General features: G+C 59.9%; 11 protein-coding genes and 1 pseudogene (1 of these 12 cut by a window edge). 5 read left to right on the top strand and 7 right to left on the bottom strand.

Going from position 1 to position 16,647, the window contains the following annotated elements:
* Positions 1-10 precede the first annotated feature (10 nt).
* Complete coding sequence (locus ACFFAR_RS00370; RefSeq protein ID WP_375507376.1) at positions 11-1,219, bottom strand: polysaccharide biosynthesis/export family protein; 1,209 nt, start codon at positions 1,217-1,219, stop codon at positions 11-13.
* 208 nt (positions 1,220-1,427) lie between these two features.
* Positions 1,428-2,843, bottom strand: coding sequence for an undecaprenyl-phosphate glucose phosphotransferase (locus ACFFAR_RS00365; RefSeq protein ID WP_174364217.1), 1,416 nt, complete (start codon positions 2,841-2,843; stop codon positions 1,428-1,430).
* A 362-nt stretch (positions 2,844-3,205) separates the two neighbouring features.
* On the opposite strand from ACFFAR_RS00365, the gene ACFFAR_RS00360 reads away from it, so the two are divergent.
* Positions 3,206-4,138: a 2-hydroxyacid dehydrogenase gene (locus ACFFAR_RS00360; protein ID WP_174364218.1), complete on the top strand. Its 933-nt coding sequence runs from the start codon at positions 3,206-3,208 to the stop codon at positions 4,136-4,138.
* A 120-nt stretch (positions 4,139-4,258) separates the two neighbouring features.
* Positions 4,259-5,623, top strand: a complete 1,365-nt coding sequence (locus tag ACFFAR_RS00355) for an MFS transporter (protein WP_174364219.1) — start codon at positions 4,259-4,261, stop codon at positions 5,621-5,623.
* 3 nt (positions 5,624-5,626) lie between these two features.
* On the opposite strand, the gene ACFFAR_RS00350 is transcribed toward ACFFAR_RS00355, so the two are convergent.
* The 4 genes from ACFFAR_RS00350 to ACFFAR_RS00335 all read right to left on the bottom strand — a co-directional run bounded on the left by ACFFAR_RS00350 (position 5,627) and on the right by ACFFAR_RS00335 (position 9,807).
* Complete coding sequence (locus ACFFAR_RS00350) at positions 5,627-7,378, bottom strand: tetratricopeptide repeat protein (RefSeq protein WP_375507375.1); 1,752 nt, start codon at positions 7,376-7,378, stop codon at positions 5,627-5,629.
* Positions 7,379-7,501: 123 nt separating this feature from the next.
* A complete protein-coding gene (locus tag ACFFAR_RS00345; RefSeq protein ID WP_062168531.1) occupies positions 7,502-8,104 on the bottom strand; it encodes a lipocalin family protein in 603 nt (200 codons plus the stop codon).
* 110 nt (positions 8,105-8,214) lie between these two features.
* The gene (gene dbpA, locus ACFFAR_RS00340) at positions 8,215-9,597 is read right to left on the bottom strand and encodes an ATP-dependent RNA helicase DbpA (RefSeq protein WP_075359093.1); all 1,383 of its coding nucleotides are present in this window, start codon (positions 9,595-9,597) and stop codon (positions 8,215-8,217) included.
* A 12-nt stretch (positions 9,598-9,609) separates the two neighbouring features.
* Positions 9,610-9,807 (bottom strand): hypothetical protein, encoded by a 198-nt coding sequence (locus ACFFAR_RS00335; protein WP_174362427.1) that lies wholly within the window; start codon positions 9,805-9,807, stop codon positions 9,610-9,612.
* Between the two features lie 212 nt (positions 9,808-10,019).
* Here ACFFAR_RS00335 and sbcD point away from each other — a divergent pair, with 212 nt between their 5' ends.
* Together sbcD and ACFFAR_RS00325 are read left to right on the top strand one after the other, a co-directional pair.
* The gene (gene sbcD, locus ACFFAR_RS00330; protein WP_174362426.1) at positions 10,020-11,240 is read left to right on the top strand and encodes an exonuclease subunit SbcD; all 1,221 of its coding nucleotides are present in this window, start codon (positions 10,020-10,022) and stop codon (positions 11,238-11,240) included.
* The gene (locus tag ACFFAR_RS00325) at positions 11,237-14,674 is read left to right on the top strand and encodes an AAA family ATPase (RefSeq protein ID WP_174362425.1); all 3,438 of its coding nucleotides are present in this window, start codon (positions 11,237-11,239) and stop codon (positions 14,672-14,674) included. Before sbcD ends, ACFFAR_RS00325 begins: the two co-directional genes overlap by 4 nt.
* On the opposite strand, the gene ACFFAR_RS00320 is transcribed toward ACFFAR_RS00325, so the two are convergent.
* Positions 14,671-15,921 carry a tetratricopeptide repeat protein gene (locus tag ACFFAR_RS00320; protein ID WP_174362424.1) on the bottom strand — a complete coding sequence of 417 codons (1,251 nt, stop codon included), beginning with the start codon at positions 15,919-15,921 and terminating at the stop codon, positions 14,671-14,673. The genes ACFFAR_RS00325 and ACFFAR_RS00320 overlap by 4 nt on opposite strands.
* Before the next feature lie 214 nt (positions 15,922-16,135).
* Here ACFFAR_RS00320 and ACFFAR_RS00315 point away from each other — a divergent pair.
* A pseudogene (locus tag ACFFAR_RS00315) lies at positions 16,136-16,647 on the top strand (cryptochrome/photolyase family protein); it runs 1,029 nt beyond the window's last position.

The following is a 16,647-nucleotide window of genomic DNA, read 5'->3' as shown; positions in this document are numbered from 1 at the left end:
ACGTCGAAGTTCACCGCGTGACGATCGCTGCGGTCAGACCGGCGTTGATCGCCGGCAACAACTGGCTGAGAACGCGGCTAAAGCGCGCAAGGCCGGTGCTGTCCACGTACACGACGTCCTTCGGCTGCAAATCGAACTGACTGGCGAGCACCATCGAAACGGGTGAGTGACCGTCCAGATGAAACACGCGCGGCTGACTTCCGTCCCCGCCACGAATCACGTACATCTGGGTCGCGTCGGCGGTGTTTGCGTTCACGCTGCCGGCTTGGGAGAGGGCGTCGCTCAGCGTCAGCTTTCCGGTACGCAAAGGCACTGCGGTCATCGGCTTGTTGATCTCACCCATCACGAACACGCCGTTCTCGTCGCGCGATACCACGCGCAACAGGTCGCCGTCCTTCAACATGATCTTCGACGGATTCGCCTGGCTGTCGATCATCTGCTGCAGATTGATTGGGTACGACACTCCGTCACGCAGCAACACCATGCGTCCCTGGTCCGCTGCCGACGTAAATCCGCCCGCACGCGAAATCGCTTCATAGAGCGTCATGGGCACGTCATTGATTGGCTGGACACCCGGCGCGTGGACTTCACCGTCGATATAAACCTTCTTCGCCCGGAAGGATGCAATGCGCACCGTGATCTGCGGCTCGCGATAAACCCTCGCGAGACGGCGCTCGAGTTGCGCTTGCACCTGATCGGTTCGAAGCCCCGTCACGTTGATCCTGCCGGCGTAGGGAAACGCGATGTTCCCGGCTTGATCGACGACAAAACCTGCCGGTGCATCGGATGGCCGCACCTGTGTCTGCGTATTTGCACCGAGCGCCGCGGTAAGTTCCGGATGGTCCCAGACCGTGATCAGCAATACGTCGCCGGTGCCGAGGGTGTAAGGCTCGGCGGTGGAAAACAAGCGCGGTTGATCCCTCGCGTTTCGTTTGGCCTCTTCCACCCGCAGCGCCTGAATCAATGCCACATTGATGTCGCTGATAGGCACGGCAAGCTCGGCGCTATTCGCCGATGTCGGCAAACTGGCGGTGTCGGCCGGCGCGATGGTCTGTACTGATGAGACACGCCCCGTCTCGGCACCCTCTCCAGCGGAGGCAACCGTCCACTCGGACGCAGCCTGTTCAGGACCGCTATATAGAGGGATCGAGGGCGAACTGTCCATGCGCATGCCCGGTGCGACCGCACATGCTGAGAGCAGCAAGGTCATTGCGGCCATTGAAAGCGCCAAGGGAGCTTTCAGATGCGGATGCGCGGATGCCGGCGTTCCAACCGGCGCACCGGCAAGACCGGTCGAGCTGTGATCGCTCCGTTCAACGCCATGTACGGTCGGATATGCCGTCCGGATTCCATTCGTGTTCATGCTGCCTGTCTGTTGATTCGTCAGTCGTGTTGATTCGTGGGAAGTCCGATGCAGGGAAGACGCGTTAATAAGCGTTCCTGTGCACCAGACCCTTCATAACTGTTGCGATGACAATCCGGATATCCAGCTTCATCGACCAGTTTCTCAAGTAGTACAGATCGTATTCGACACGACCTTGCATTTTTTCGATTCGATCCGTTTCTCCGCGAAAGCCGTTCACTTGCGCCCAGCCAGTAATTCCAGGCTTGATGCGGTACCGGTGAATGTAGCCGTCGACTATCTTCTGATACAGGTCGTCGTGCGCCGTTGCGTGCGGCCGCGGCCCGACAACAGACATTTCACCGCGCAGGACATTCAGAAACTGCGGCAGTTCGTCCAGACTCGTGCGGCGCAAGAAGCTGCCCACCGGAGTGATGCGGGGGTCGTTGCGGGTAGCTTGCTGCACAACGCCTGCCGTTTCCGCATGCTCGCGCATTGTTCGAAACTTGAAGATCCGGAATGTCTGGCCATTGGCGCCCTTTCGCGTTTGCCTGAAAAACACCGGCCCTTTCGACGAAACCTTTATTGCAATAGCAATCAGGACCATCAGAGGCGAAATGGCAACGAGCGCGAAGATCGCAAATAGCCGGTCAAAGATCGCCTTCTGCAACAGAGCGGTGCCCGACAACGGCGACGCGACGAGATTGATGGCCGGCGCGCCCATCAGCTCCACCATTTCACCGTCGAACATTGCGAGATTCTGAACGTCCGGGATAAAGCGGATATTCACGAGATCACCGCTGAACTCACCCAGGATCTCCCGCAGCATCTTCTCTTCGGACATGGGAAGCGCGACCCAGACCTCGCGCACATTGTTTTCGCGTACGTACGAGGCGAAGTCGCCGATGGTCGAGCAACTCGCCACACCTGGTGCGGCGAGTTCCACTGTCGGCTGCAGAACGAAATTGACGACTGCACGGAAGCCCGACGTGGGCGATGCCCCGATCCTGGCCACGACCTTTTCGCCGTGCGCGCCCATGCCAATCACGCCGACCGTTCGCAGGTCGTAGCCGGCCGCGCGCATCCGCGACCGGATCGTATGGACGATAAAACGCGACATGACCAGCGCCGCGAGCGTGACGATGGTCCAGACTGCGGACCACAGGCGCGACACCATTGCGATTTCATGCAAACCGAACATCAGCGCGACAGCGCAAGCCTGCACGACAATCCATGCGATCGAAATCTGTCCGGCAAGCCTGAGTTTCGAGCGGCCGCGCCAGGACCGGTACACGCCGAAGACAGGGAACAACAACAATGCGCAGGCGACAGCAAACGCCACGAAAGTCCAGTTCACAGCGATCTGCTGCGCTTCGCCGAAACCGTACAACGACGCAGCAGTCGCGCCCAGCACAATCAACGTGACATCGAGCAGCCGCGCGAGCACGTCTTGCAGCTCCAGCGCGGCGGCGCTTCGACGAATGTCGGCAACGGTTCTCATGGTTCTCTGGATGGTAAAAAGCGGACGGTAGCCCGCATGGAAGGAACTCCCAGGAGGCGTTTGAGTTTTGCGACGCTCACCTTACGCAGCGCCGCATCGAGCAACTTCACTGCGGGATATTTCCGTTACTGCTTCAATTGCGCAGCCTGAACTTCTCGAGAAGCATTTGGACTTCATCGAAGTGTTTGTCGTGATCGGGAGCGGATTGTCGGACGTGAGTGGCCCGTCGCATACACGAGTTTTCCTAAAAACATCGGCGTAGGGATTTCCATCAATTGCCTATTGGTGCGAAGCATTTTTTCGCCATGACCAAAATGTCACAAAATGCGAAACTCATGTCTTGACCATACATATTTACAAATATGCTCCCCACCGTTCTCGTATTGATTCATCTCCAGCCTGAGAGCCAAGCCACGGTCTCGGAGGCTTTCAATGTCATCACGGCCCTCGACCCATCCGCACTGGACGACGCCCTGACCCGTCACGCCGATGAAATCCGCCTCGTATTGACGAACGGCACTGTCGGCATCGATGCATCGTCTATCGCGCGATTGCCGAAGCTCGAACTGATCGGCGCGCTGGGGGCGGGTTACGAGAATGTCGACCGGGACGCCGCGAAGGCGCGCGGCATCGTGGTGGTGAACGGCGCGGGGACGAACGACGATTGCGTCGCCGATCACGCCTTCGCGCTGCTGCTCGGTGCGGTCCGGCAGATTCCCGCGCTCGATCGCGCATGCCGCGACGGCGTATGGCGCGACGACCTGCCGTTCCAGCCAAACTTTTCGGGCAAGAAACTGGGCGTGGTCGGGTTGGGCAACATCGGCAAGAAGGTTGCGAAACGCGCGCTCGGGTTCGATATCGAAATCGGTTATCACAACCGTCGGCCGAATCCGGACGTGGCCTATACGTACTTTGATTCCGTGCTCGCGCTGGCCGAATGGGCTGATTACCTCGTACTCGCCACGCCCGGCGGCGCAGGAACGAAGCATCTGATCAATGCAGAAACACTCGCCGCGCTCGGTTCGCACGGTTACGTGGTGAATGTGGCGCGTGGCAGTGTGGTCGATACTGCAGCCCTCGCCGACGCCCTCGAACGCGGCGTCATCGCGGGCGCGGGGCTGGACGTGTACGAAGGCGAACCCGCGCCGCCGGCCTTGCTCATCGAATCAAAGCGGGTCGTACTTACGCCGCACGTAGGTGGCCGGTCGCCGGAAGCGGTGGCCGCATCGGTGCAGTTGTTCGTCGATAACGCCACTCGCCACTTTGCCGGCACGCCCGTACTGACACCTGTTTGAAAGCTTATTCGGGGCCGCTCGGCGAGGTTTGCCGCGATCCCGTATCGTGTCGGTCTACGCCCGATCTCGCTCCTACTCCAAACCGTGCCAGACCCAACTGCGCTTCTCCCCGATGCCCCCATGACCCCGCTGCAAAAACGCGGCATGGCGGCCATGCTCCTGGCTGTGTCCCTCGCCACGCTCGATACCGCCATCGCCAACACGGCGCTTCCGGCCATCGCGCACGATCTTCATGCCGCGCCGGCTGCCTCCGTCTGGATCATCAACGCGTATCAGCTCGCGATGGTCGCCACGCTCCTGCCCTTCGCCGCGCTGGGCGGGATTGTCGGGCACAGGAAGATTTATCTTGGCGGGTTGATTTTGTTCCTGGTGGCGTCGCTGACGTGCGCGCTGTCCTGGTCGTTGCCGACGCTCACCGCCGCCCGGCTGCTGCAAGGTGTCGGCGCGAGCGCGGTCATGAGCGTGAACACGGCGCTGATCAGCGCGATCTATCCGCATCACCGGCTTGGGCGCGGGCTCGGGCTCAATGCGCTGATCGTGGGGATATCGTTCGCGGTCGGGCCGACGGTGGCATCGATTGTCCTTTCCCTTGGCACCTGGCCGTGGTTGTTTGCGGTGAACGTGCCGATTGGCCTGACGGCGCTGTTTATCGGCTGGTCTGCGCTGCCGGAAACGGCGCGCTCCACGCACGGCTTCGATCGCGTGGCGGCGGGTCTTAATGTGGTGACCTTCGCCGCGCTGGTGTTTGCGCTCGGCGAAGCGGCGCAGCGCGCGCCGGCGTATATCGTGCTGATGGCGCTCGGCGTGACCGTGGTCGCGGGCGGCCTGATGCTGCGCCGCGAACGCGGTCATCCGGCACCGATGCTTCCCGTCGATCTCTTCAAGCGGCCGATGTTCGCATTATCGACGGCGACGGCTGTCTGCTCGTTCGCGGCCCAAGGGCTCGCGTTCGTGTCGTTGCCCTTTTATTTCGAAAGCGTGCTCGGGCGCACCCAGGTCGAAACCGGCTTCCTGATGACGCCGTGGTCCGTGATGGTCGCGCTGCTCGCGCCCGTGGCGGGACGCTTGTCCGACCGGCATCCACCCGGCTTGCTGGGCGGCGTTGGCCTGGCTGTCATGTGCGCGGGGATGGCGTCGCTGGCGATGTTGCCGGCGCATCCCCATGCGCTCGATATCTGCATCCGCATGGGTATTTGTGGAGCGGGTTTCGGCTTCTTCCAGTCGCCCAACCTCAAGGCGTTGATGGGAAGCGCGCCGCGCGAACGCAGCGGCGGGGCAAGCGGTGTGGTCGCAACGGCGCGGCTGGTCGGTCAGGCGACGGGCGCCGCGCTGGTTGCGTTGAGCTTCGGGATCGCGGGCAAACACGGACCAGCGCTGGCGCTCGCGCTTGGCGCGGGGTTCGCGGGCGCGGCGAGTATTGCGAGCGGCTTGCGCCTGATCACCCGCGACAAACCCAGTGAACCGATGCAAACAGCCAGCAAGTAGCGTTCACCCGGCCATCAGCGCGGCTTTTGCCTTCTCAACCGGCCCGGTCCAATCGCCGAGCGTGGTCTGCTTGAACAGACGCGCGCTTGGATACCACACACTGTCCTCGCGATTTGCCATCCAGCGCCAGTCGTTGTTCGCCGGCAGGAACACCCACACGGGCTTGCCGAGCGCGCCCGCCACATGCGCGACGGAGGTATCGACTGTCATCACCAGATCGAGCTGGTCGATGAGCGCGGCGGTATCGGCGAAATCATTCAGCGTGTCCGTCAGGTCGTAAGGTTTCAGCGCGCACTCCGCGTTCAAAAGCTGATCGCGCGCCGCGCCTTTCTGCAGCGAAAACCAGGCAACGTCCTTCACGTCCGCCAACGGTGAGAGCGCCGAAAACGGCATGGAACGGAACTGATCGTTGCCAAACGTCGGGCTGCCCGCCCACACGATGCCGACTTTTTTGCGGCCGGCGGCCAGCATGTCCACCCGCGTCGGCCCCATGCCGATGCGCTCGGCGCTCAGGCTCATGTACGGAATGTCGGCTAGCGCGTGGGGAACGAGATGCGCGACGCGATGCGGCACGCTCATGGATGGCGTCCAGTAGTCGTATTCATGCGTCGGCCCCCGCGTGAATGCACGGCGAATCCCACGCACGCTTTGCACCAGTTCCACGATATTCTCCGGCACCCGCATGTCTACGATTGCGCCCATCTGCTTTAGCACCGTCACGTAACGTGCGAACTGGATCATGTCGCCGTGACCTTGTTCGCCTACCACCAGCAACGTCTTGCCCTGCAACGGCTCTCCGCGCCATTCGCGGACGCCCGGAACGTCCATTGGCTGATATTTGCTCGAACGCCAGCGCACCTCATGCAGCGCCCAGCCTTCCTTGAAGTTGCCACGGCGAAGCTGGAGCAGCGCGAGATTGTGCTGGGCATCGGCGTGATCAGGATCCATGTCGAGCGCTCGCCGATAGTACTGCTCCTCGTCCTCGAACAATCCTTGCGAGCTGACCGCTGCGCCAACGCACACGTGGATCTGCGGGTCATCGCGCAACGTCAATGCATGCCGGTATGCCGCCTCTGCCTCCGCAAACCGGCCGTGAAGCCCAAGCGTCGTGCCGAGGTTCACGCGTGCCTCGAAGTGATCCGGCCTCAGCGCGAGCGCGCGATGCAGGCTCGCCACCGCTTCATCGAAGCGCTTGAACTCTCGCAGCGCGTTGCCTTCGCCGAAATGTGCTTCGAAGCTGTTGGGATTGCGACGCAGCGCCTCGCGGTATGTCGCCAGCGCTTCGTCATAACGCTTTGCGGCCGCGAATGTGGAACCGAGGTTCAGGCGGCTATCGAAAAAATCGGGGTGCTGGGCGAGCAGCGTGTGAAACTGCTCGATGGCTTCGCTGAAAAGACCTTGCTTTCGCAACGTCACGCCGAGATTATTGCGGGCGTTGGCGAAATCCGGATCGAGCGCAAGCGCGCGCTCGTGGCACTCCACAGCATGCGGCAGGTCACCCAGCGCCGTAGCCACCAGCCCGCGGTTGCTCCAGCACGCCGATGCATCCAGCGCCAAGCCAAGCGCGCGGTCCAGCAACTTCGCGGCTTGCAGGTCCTCGCCACGCTGATGCAGAAGGACGCCGAGGTAATGCAGCGCATCGACGTGATCGGGACGTTGCTGCAAGACCTGCCGGTAACCGCTTTCAGCCTCGGCCATCTGACCGGCCTGATGGTGACTGAAAGCTCGGGCATACGGTTCGGCGAGTTGGTTCATGGCAGGCGTTTTCAGCGAAGTGGATGACCTGTTCATCCTAATTCGCGTGTTATCGGCCAGCTATCGGATTAGTCTTATCCCTTGTTTCCCGATTTGAAGTTATGCATTTCGCGTCGGCGCGGATCAGTCTTTTTCGCCAGGCGAATGGAAACCCGGCTTGCCAATCTGGTCGGGCGTTTGCGGCACGCGGCGGAATCGCGATGTGTCGTAACCCATCTCGTCCAGGCGGCCGAGCAGTTCGCGGTACTTCGCATCGCTGATGTTTGGCGAGCGCGCGAAAATCCAGCCGAGCTTGCGGTCCGAATATCCGATGATCGTGTACTGGTAATCGTCATCCACGTAAAGCGTCTTCTGGCTTGCGTAGATTGGCCAGAAGATCCGCACGCTCCAATCCGCGTTGTTCGAACCCGGAACCACGGAATCCGTGAATTGATAGTGCTTCAGCGGGGCATCAAACGAATTCTTGTGCGCGTAATACGAGTCGTCGATCTTGCCGTCATCGCGCAACTTCCATTCGGCATAACTGCCAACGAAATCCTTCTCGGCGAAATACGGAATGTTCGCGATGATGTACCAGCGGCCCATGTAACGCGGGAGATCAACCGATGGCGCAAGCTTCAGTTCATTCGCTGCGCGCGGATTGGGATTGCGTGGCGAAGACATGCATGCGCTCAGAACAAGCGCCACTGCGGACAAAACAACGACAACGCGAAGAGCACGGGACATGAGCGCACCAAAGTTGTTAGGGCGTATAAGCATTGATACGCACGTCCGCCCTGACCGGTTTCACGGGATCAACAATGGCGCAAGTTACAGGCCCAGCTCTTCGATTGGCGTCAAATACGCCGTACCTTCACTTTCTTGCCCTTCACCTTTCCAGACGACAACCGGTTCACCGCCTTATCGGCAATATCCCGCGATACCGCCACGTAGGTGACCATATCCGTCACATTGATCTTGCCGATCTGCGAGCCTTCGAAACCGGCGTCGCCGGTGAGCGCGCCGAGCACGTCACCCGGACGGATCTTTTCCTTGCGGCCGCCAAGGATCTGCAATGTGGCCATGGGCGGCTGGAGGTGACCCGGCGTCGCCGGCGTCAGTTCGCTCAGCTTGTGCCATTCCACTTCCTTTTTCTGCGCCTGTTCGATCGAACTCACGCGCGCCATTTCATTCATGCTCGCGAGGCTCAGCGCCCAGCCTTCCTGATCCGCGCGGCCCGTTCGGCCGATGCGGTGAACGTGGATCTCCGGATCTTGCGTGACATCGACGTTGATCACCGCTTCCAGTTGCGCGATATCGAGGCCGCGCGCGGCGACATCGGTGGCGACCAGCACCGAGCAGCTTCGATTGGCGAACTGAACGAGCACCTGGTCGCGTTCGCGTTGTTCGAGTTCACCGTGCAGCGCCAGCGCATGAAAACCTTGCGCGACGAGTACATCGAGCAGATCGCGGCATTGCTGCTTCGTGTTGCAAAACGCGAGCGTGCTCACCGGCTGGTAGTGATCGAGCAGGAGGCCAACGGCGTGCAGGCGCTCGTTGTCATCGACTTCGTAGAAACGCTGCTTGATCTTCGCATTCGTGTGCTGCTCAGTGAGCTTGATTTCCTGCGGTTTGCGCAGGAATTGCTGGCTCAGCTTCGCGATGCCCTCCGGATACGTCGCCGAAAACAGCAAGGTCTGGCGATCCTTCGGACATTGCTTGGCAACCGCGACGATGTCATCGAAAAAACCCATGTCGAGCATGCGGTCGGCTTCATCGAGTACGAGGGTCTTGAGCGCGCTCAGTTCCAGCGTGCCGCGTTCCAGGTGGTCCATGAGACGTCCCGGCGTGCCCACGGCAATGTGGCAGCCATGTTCGAGACTTGCGATCTGCGGGCGCATTGGCGAGCCGCCGCACAGCGTCAGGATCTTGATGTTGTCTTCCGCGCGCGCGATCCGGCGAATCTCCTGCGTCACCTGGTCGGCGAGTTCGCGCGTCGGGCACAGCACGAGCGCCTGCACGGAGAAAAGCTTCGGGTCGATCTTAGCGAGCAACGGCAATGCGAACGCGGCGGTCTTGCCGCTGCCCGTCTTCGCCTGCGCAATGAGATCGTGGCCCGCGAGCGCGAGCGGCAGGCTTGCGGCCTGGATCGGGGTCATCGTGAGATAACCGAGTTGTTCGAGGTTCGCCAGCATTGCCGGCGACAGCGGCAAGGCGCTGAATGAAGTGGGCGTGGTCATGAGCGTGTTTCTCTACTTCGCGGCAGGTTTCGGCGGGACCGAATTGTCCTGCTCGTAGGTGATGGTGCCGTCGGAGGCGTCGTGGCGCAGCACTTTATTGCGCGCGCCGCACATGGGGCAGCGGAACATCAGGCCCTGGCCTTCGTTCTTGATGAGCACGTCGGCAAGTTGCCATTCGGCGCCGCACGGCTGGTTTCGGCAGATAAACATGATTGGATTGAGCGTAATGGATGGGGTTGCGGCCTGAAAAGGGCGCCGATCCGTCCGGCGCACGCTGTTTTCGCGCAATAGAAGCCGAAGTGTACGCGTAGACGGTGGGATTACCTCGTTTTACGGCGTTTTTACGGGCCTCGCCGTCTTTCGCATCGGATCGATCCGTTAAACTGACATTTACTAAAACGATGCCCTGACCCGCCCTATCGATGCGAATCCTGCACACCTCGGACTGGCACCTCGGCCAGTATTTTCTCGGGCATTCACGACAAATCGAGCACCAGAAGCTGATCGAGTGGCTGGTCGAGCAGACCCGGGTGCATGGGGTCGATTCGGTGCTGATAGCCGGGGATATCTTCGATACCGGTGCGCCGCCCAGCTACGCCCGCGAGCTGTATTACTCGCTGATCCTGGCGCTGCGCGACGCCGGCGTCGGTCTGACGCTGCTCGCGGGGAATCATGACTCCGTTGCCGTGCTAGAGGAATCGCGCAACTTGCTGACGGCGTTGAATACAGTCGTAATTCCGTCCGTGCAGGACGACCCGAACGAACAGGTCCGCGTCCTCAATACACGCGATGGCCACCCCGGCGCGATTGTCTGCGCAATTCCGTTCATTCGTCCGCGTGATGTCCTGCAGAGCATCGCGGGGCAAAGCGCGCGTGACAAACAGCAGTCGCTGCAAGACGCAATCCACGCGCATTACCAGGCGTTGTTTGCGTTGGCCGAGGAGAAGCGCGTTGAACTCGGTGCGCATTTGCCGATCATCGCGACCGGGCATTTGACGACGGTCGGTGCGAGCGCAAGCGAATCCGTGCGCGAGATTTATGTCGGCGCGCTGGAGGCGTTCCCGACCGCTGCGTTTCCGGCGGCCGACTACATCGCGCTGGGGCATATTCATCGGCCGCAGAAGGTTGGCGGGTTCGAGCATATTCGCTACAGCGGGTCGCCGATTGCATTGAGCTTCGACGAAGCGCGGCAGCAGAAAGAGATGCTGCTTGTGGACGTTTCGGCGGATGGGCTTCAAAGCGTGACCGTGCTCGACGTTCCGTGCTTCCAGACCTTGTTGTCGGTCAAAGGATCGTTGAAGGAACTGGAAGCCGCGGTTGAGGCTGTTTCAGCCCAGGCGCGCGAAGGCGAAACGATCTGGCTCGAAATCGTCGTCTCCGCCGACGACTATCTCAGCGATCTGCAAACGCGCATTCAGAAGATGACCGGGAACCTGCCCGTCGAAGTATTGCGCGTTCGTCGCGAGCGCTCGTCCACTTCGAGCACGTTGCAATCCCAGGCCAGGGAAACCTTGAACGAACTCACGCCCGACGATGTTTTCGCACGCCGCCTGCAATCGGAAACCATCGACGACGACACGCGCTCGCAGCTTTTGCAGATGTATCGCGAAGTCGTCGCGCAGATTGGCGAGGCCAATGCATGAAGATCTTGTCGTTGCGTTTGCGTAATCTGAATTCGCTCAAGGGCGAGTGGAAGATCGATTTCAGCCAGCCGCCGTTTCGCGATAACGGCCTGTTCGCCATCACCGGTCCGACCGGCGCCGGCAAGACAACCTTGCTCGATGCCATCTGTCTCGCGCTCTATCACCGCACGCCGCGCATGGATACGGTCTCGCAAGGCACGAACGAGCTGATGACGCGCCACACGTTCGAATGCCTCGCGGAAGTCGAGTTCGAAGTGAAGGGCGAAGGGTATCGTGCATTCTGGAGTCAGCGACGCGCACGCGATAAAACCGACGGCAATCTGCAGGCGCCAAAGGTCGAACTCGCGCGGCTGGACGGGACGATCCTGACGGAGCGCATTGTCGATAAACTGCGCAAGGTCGAAGAGATCACGGGGCTGGATTTCGGCCGCTTCACCAAATCGATGATGCTCGCCCAAGGCGGTTTCGCCGCGTTCCTGGAAGCGAAGGCGAATGAGCGCGCCGAGTTGCTTGAAGAGCTTACCGGCACCGATATCTATGGCACGATCTCACAGCACGTGTTCGAGCGCACGCGGGATGAAAAGCTCGCGCTCGATACGCTTTTGGTCCGCGCCGACGGCGTTCAGTTGCTGACCGAAGAAGAGCGTAACGCGAAGCAGCAGGAAGTCATCGCGCTCGCCGCTCAGGAAATCACGCTGGGCAAACAAGCCGAATCAACACGCGCGATGCACGCGTGGCGGGTGGCGTTATCGGACGCTGAAAAGCAGCTTGAACAGGCGTCGCTCAACCAGCAGCAGGCCGATGCAAAAATCGCCGATGCCAAGCCTTTGCTCGATCGCCTCGCCGCAAGCGAGCCTGCGGAAAAGCTGCGCGCTGATCACACGGCAATGCTTTCGGCGCGCGAGAGGCACGCGGAAACCTTGCGTCAAGCGGCGGTTGCGCGGAACGAAAAACAAGCCGCCGCGCTCGATGCCGCGCGGGGTTTGCGTTTGGCTTCTGTGATGGGAACGCGGGTGGCGCAGCTTCGTGAACACGGGTTGACTACCGTATCGGCGGAAATCAAATCAATTCAGTCCACACTTGATCAACATCCGCATCGAAGCAAACTTGGTGAGCAAATCGTGCTTTGGCAACATCAATTCGATGCACGTCAACAGACGTTGAATGACATCGAATTGATTCGCACAAAGCATGTCGGATTGCGTGCGTCGATAGAGAAACAGGCGGGGGACATCAGCGCCAAGCTCAAAGCGATGTCCAACGCACTGGGCGCGGCAGAACTGGCGCGAAAAACTGAACGGGAACAGCTTGAGAAACTTTCGAGCATGCTCAGTGGGGAAAGCGAGGCGGACTTGAAGACACGTTGCCAGCGTCTTCAAGACCAGCATTATCTGTTCGGGAAACTGGTGGAAGTTGGTGAGGCAGTGACGCGCGGGACCCGTCAACTTGCTACGGACCGTGAAGAACTGGCGAAAAGAAACGCTGCGAGCGTGTTGCTCGCCGACCAGCATGAACGCCTTGTCAAAGACATCGAAATGCTCACCGAACAAGTCCAGGACAAACGCAAACTGCTCGATCAGGAGCGGCGCATTCTGGACCTTGCCGGACATCGCGCAGCATTGCAGCCTGGCGAAGCGTGTCCGTTGTGCGGATCGACGGAGCATCCGTCCATCGATGTTTATCAAACGCTCGATGTTTCATCGACCGAACATGCATTGAAGGAAAAAGACACAGCGTTGCGTGGCAAAGGCAAGGAGCTTCTCGCCGCAAATGTGGCAATCGCCGAATCGAATGCTAGTGTGAGCGCGCTCAAAAAGCGTATCGATACATGGCTGCAAGACGACAAGGGTTATGCCGAGAGCTGGCAGATGTTGTGCGCAGAACTTGGACTCGAAACAGTTGACCGTGACGCGCTCAGCGCGCTCGTGCAGCAACATATGGCGAAGTTGAAGTCGGCCCAGGAAACAATCGCGGCGGTGGATCAACAGAAGATCTTGATTCATCAGCACGCGACCGCCGCGAACGCGGCGGAGCGGTTCGCGCTCGAACAGCAATATGCGTTGAAGATGAGCGAAGAGCGCCAGAACGCCGACGAAAAGTCGCTGAAGGAGATGGCCGACCAAGCCGAAGCCCTGCAAACCGCGTTGCTCAAGAAAGAACGCACGCTCGATGAATCGGTTATTTCCGCCGGTCACGCGCGACCCGATTCGTGGACGCAATGGCAAGCGTGGCTTGCTGAACGCGATAACGAATGGAAGGCTTGGCAGAAGGCATCGGAGCGTGTTCGTGCATTGAATCAGCAGGCGGATCGCTTGAAACAAGCGCTCGAAACTGCATCGACTGACGCGGCAAAATGGTGCGTGCGCTGGACGGCTTGCGAGAAGGATTTCCCCGAGTTGCAAGCCGATCCAATTGCCGCGACCGACGATCCGGACGCGGCCTTCATATCCGCAGTACACCGCTACGAAACTGCACGCGACAAAACCAGTTCGCTCGAAGGCACCGAGCGCACGCTGGCAACGCGTGTGAGAGAAGAGCAAGCGCACGCGGAGATAACGTCGGCTGCGTGGTTGAATGCTTTGACCCGCAGCGTTTTCGCCGATGAACAATCGTTCCTGTCGGCGCTCCTGTCCCACGACGAGCGCGACCGGTTGCAAACGCAGAAGCGCGAACTCGACGAACTATCGACAACGGTTCGCACACTGCGCGCGAACGCGGAAAACCGTCGCGCGGAATTGCTGAAAGACCCGAAGACGGATCAGGACGCCGAAGCGCTGAATCGCATGCTGGAAGATCTGGCCGCGTCTATAAAAACGCTAAGCCAACAACAAGGCGGCCTTCGCGCGACGCTTCAAGGCGACGACAAACGCCGCGTCGAACAACAGGCGTTGTACCGACAGATCGATACACAACGCGCCCACTACGACTTGTGGCAGCGCCTGAGCAGCCTGATCGGTTCCGCCGATGGCGCGAAGTATCGGAAGTTCGCGCAGGGTCTTACGCTCGATCATCTGATCTACCTCGCGAACCGCCAACTCATGCAATTGCATGGGCGCTATCAACTCAATCGGAAGCTTGCCGGCGAGCTGGAAATGGAAGTGCTCGACATGTGGCAAGGCGATATTGCCCGCGATACACGCACGTTATCAGGCGGCGAAAGTTTCCTTGTGAGTCTGGCGCTTGCGCTGGCTTTATCGGATCTTGTGAGCTTCAAGACGTCCATCGATTCACTGTTCCTCGATGAAGGGTTCGGCACGCTCGATGGCGAAACGTTGGAGATTGCGCTCAATGCGCTCGATTCTTTGAACGCGAGCGGCAAGATGATCGGCGTGATCAGCCATGTGGAAGCGCTCAAGGAGCGCATTCCGTTGCAGATCAAAGTGGCGAAAAGCGTGGGAATCGGATTTTCGACGGTGGAAGTCGTGGGCGCTTAAGACGCGGCTTTATTGACCACGATCTCTTTCGCCGCAAGCTTTTGCACAATGAAGAACGGCACGTCGAGACGCCATTCACCGTTTCGCACAACCGCGTCGTAGTCGAATAAAGGCTTACCGTCGGCGGCGCTGAAAACAAGCTTTTGCGCGGCGCCATCGGCAAGCGAGCTGACACCGCCGATTGCCTGGTAACTCGTATTGCTGCCGACGTGAAACTTCTCGGTGTTCCATCGGTTCGGCGCGTGCGGCGGGAATGGTTTTGCGTCGTGGAAACCGAACAGGTCGTCGTGAGTCAGCACGCTTTTACGCAGCGTCGGCCAGACATTGGTGCGCAAATAATGCTGATCGATGAACCGGCCGCTATCGGCGTTGGTGGCGGCAAATTGCTGCATCGATTGAACCGCGTTCTTCAATACGCCCCCGCAGCCTCCCCAGAGCCCCGCGAGAATCAGTTCGGTATGCGTGAAGTAATCGCGAAGGACGTGGAAGTAATACGGGCTTTTAATCCATTCCTGCACCGCGGCGGCTTCCCGCTCAGAGAGCAACGCGTCGGCATCGCGAAGCAGGAAGCGTTTGACCTTCGGATCGTCGATAACCAGAAAGCGCCACATCAACGGATGGACTCCCGACTCCGGACTCATGAACACGACGTCCGCGCCCGCATCCTTCAGCCGTTGCTGGACGTGCGCGGGGACGGTCGCATCGAGATAGACCCGGCACGTCCAGCCTTTGAACAGGTCGCGCGTCAATTCGGCATTCAGGACCGCCGGCTCGCAATATCGCGGATTCGCGCCGAACAGTGAATACGCGATGACATTCTCAGCAGGATTTTGGGGATTAAACGCAGGCGGCGCCTGATCTGGAATCGATTCGCTTGGATTCGCGCCGCATTGCGTGTCGGAGGCACGCAGCGAGCGCAAACCGTATTCGCGCATCTCGTCGGTCTTCCCGAGCCAGCCGCACACTTCCACCAGGCCATCGAGCCAGGTCGACGCGGCAAGCAGTTTGCGCTGGCTCGCCGGCGCGTCGTGGATGCTCATGTAGACCTTGTACGCCTGGTCGAACGCGTTGATGCGCATCAGGCACAACGCGTAATCCGGCAGGATCGTCATGTTTCCCGGTGTGAGGGTGAGCGCTTCGGCCGCGAGATTTGCACCGCTTCGATAATCGCCCGCGGCATATGCCGCGCGAAATGCCTCCGCAATTCTGCCAAGACGCTCTTGATTGGCGGCGCTTGGCTGACGCATTCCGCCTCTTTGTCTTACGTGACGTACGTTGGATCGGTTCATGAGTTTCTAAGCTGTCGGGCGATCGGGCATTGTTCGTGCACGCTCATTGATAAGCAGTGCCGATGCGTTTCCGGGTAACCAGCCACTTTAAACGCGCCGACGCACCTTGCCGACGATCGGGACCGATTTTCACAATTTCACGTTGCGTAACCAGGCGCGGGAGTTTTGAGGCATGACCACGCTGCGATTGATTCTTGGCGATCAACTGAACCCGCTGCATAGCTGGTTTTCGGAGGTGGACGACGATGTCGTCTACGCGCTCATGGAAGTGCGTCAGGAAACGGACTACGTCCTGCATCACGCACAGAAAATCCTCGCGTTGTTCGCGGCCATGCGTGACTTCGCACGCCGATTGAAATCTGCCGGGCATCGTGTTCACTATCTTGCAATCGATGATCCGGATAACCGGCAAAGCATGCCCGCGAATCTCGACTGGATGATCGCGCAATACAAAGCGACTGCGTTCGAATGTCAGGCGCCGGATGAATGGCGACTCGACCGGCAATTGGCCGAGTATGCGAATCAGCTGGACATTCCGTGCTGGATGAAAGATACGGAGCACTTCTACACGCGCCGCAATGAAGCGGCCGAATATTTCGCCGACAAGAAGCAGTGGCTGATGGAAAATTTTTATCGGCGGATGCGGGTGAAGCATCGGGGCTTGATGAACGCCGATGATTCCCC

It is taken from the genome of uncultured Caballeronia sp. (assembly GCF_964243625.1).
In the GTDB taxonomy this organism is placed as follows: domain Bacteria; phylum Pseudomonadota; class Gammaproteobacteria; order Burkholderiales; family Burkholderiaceae; genus Caballeronia.
The sequence above is the reverse complement of the archived record's forward strand: the minus strand, read 5'-3'. Positions and strand labels throughout refer to the sequence as shown.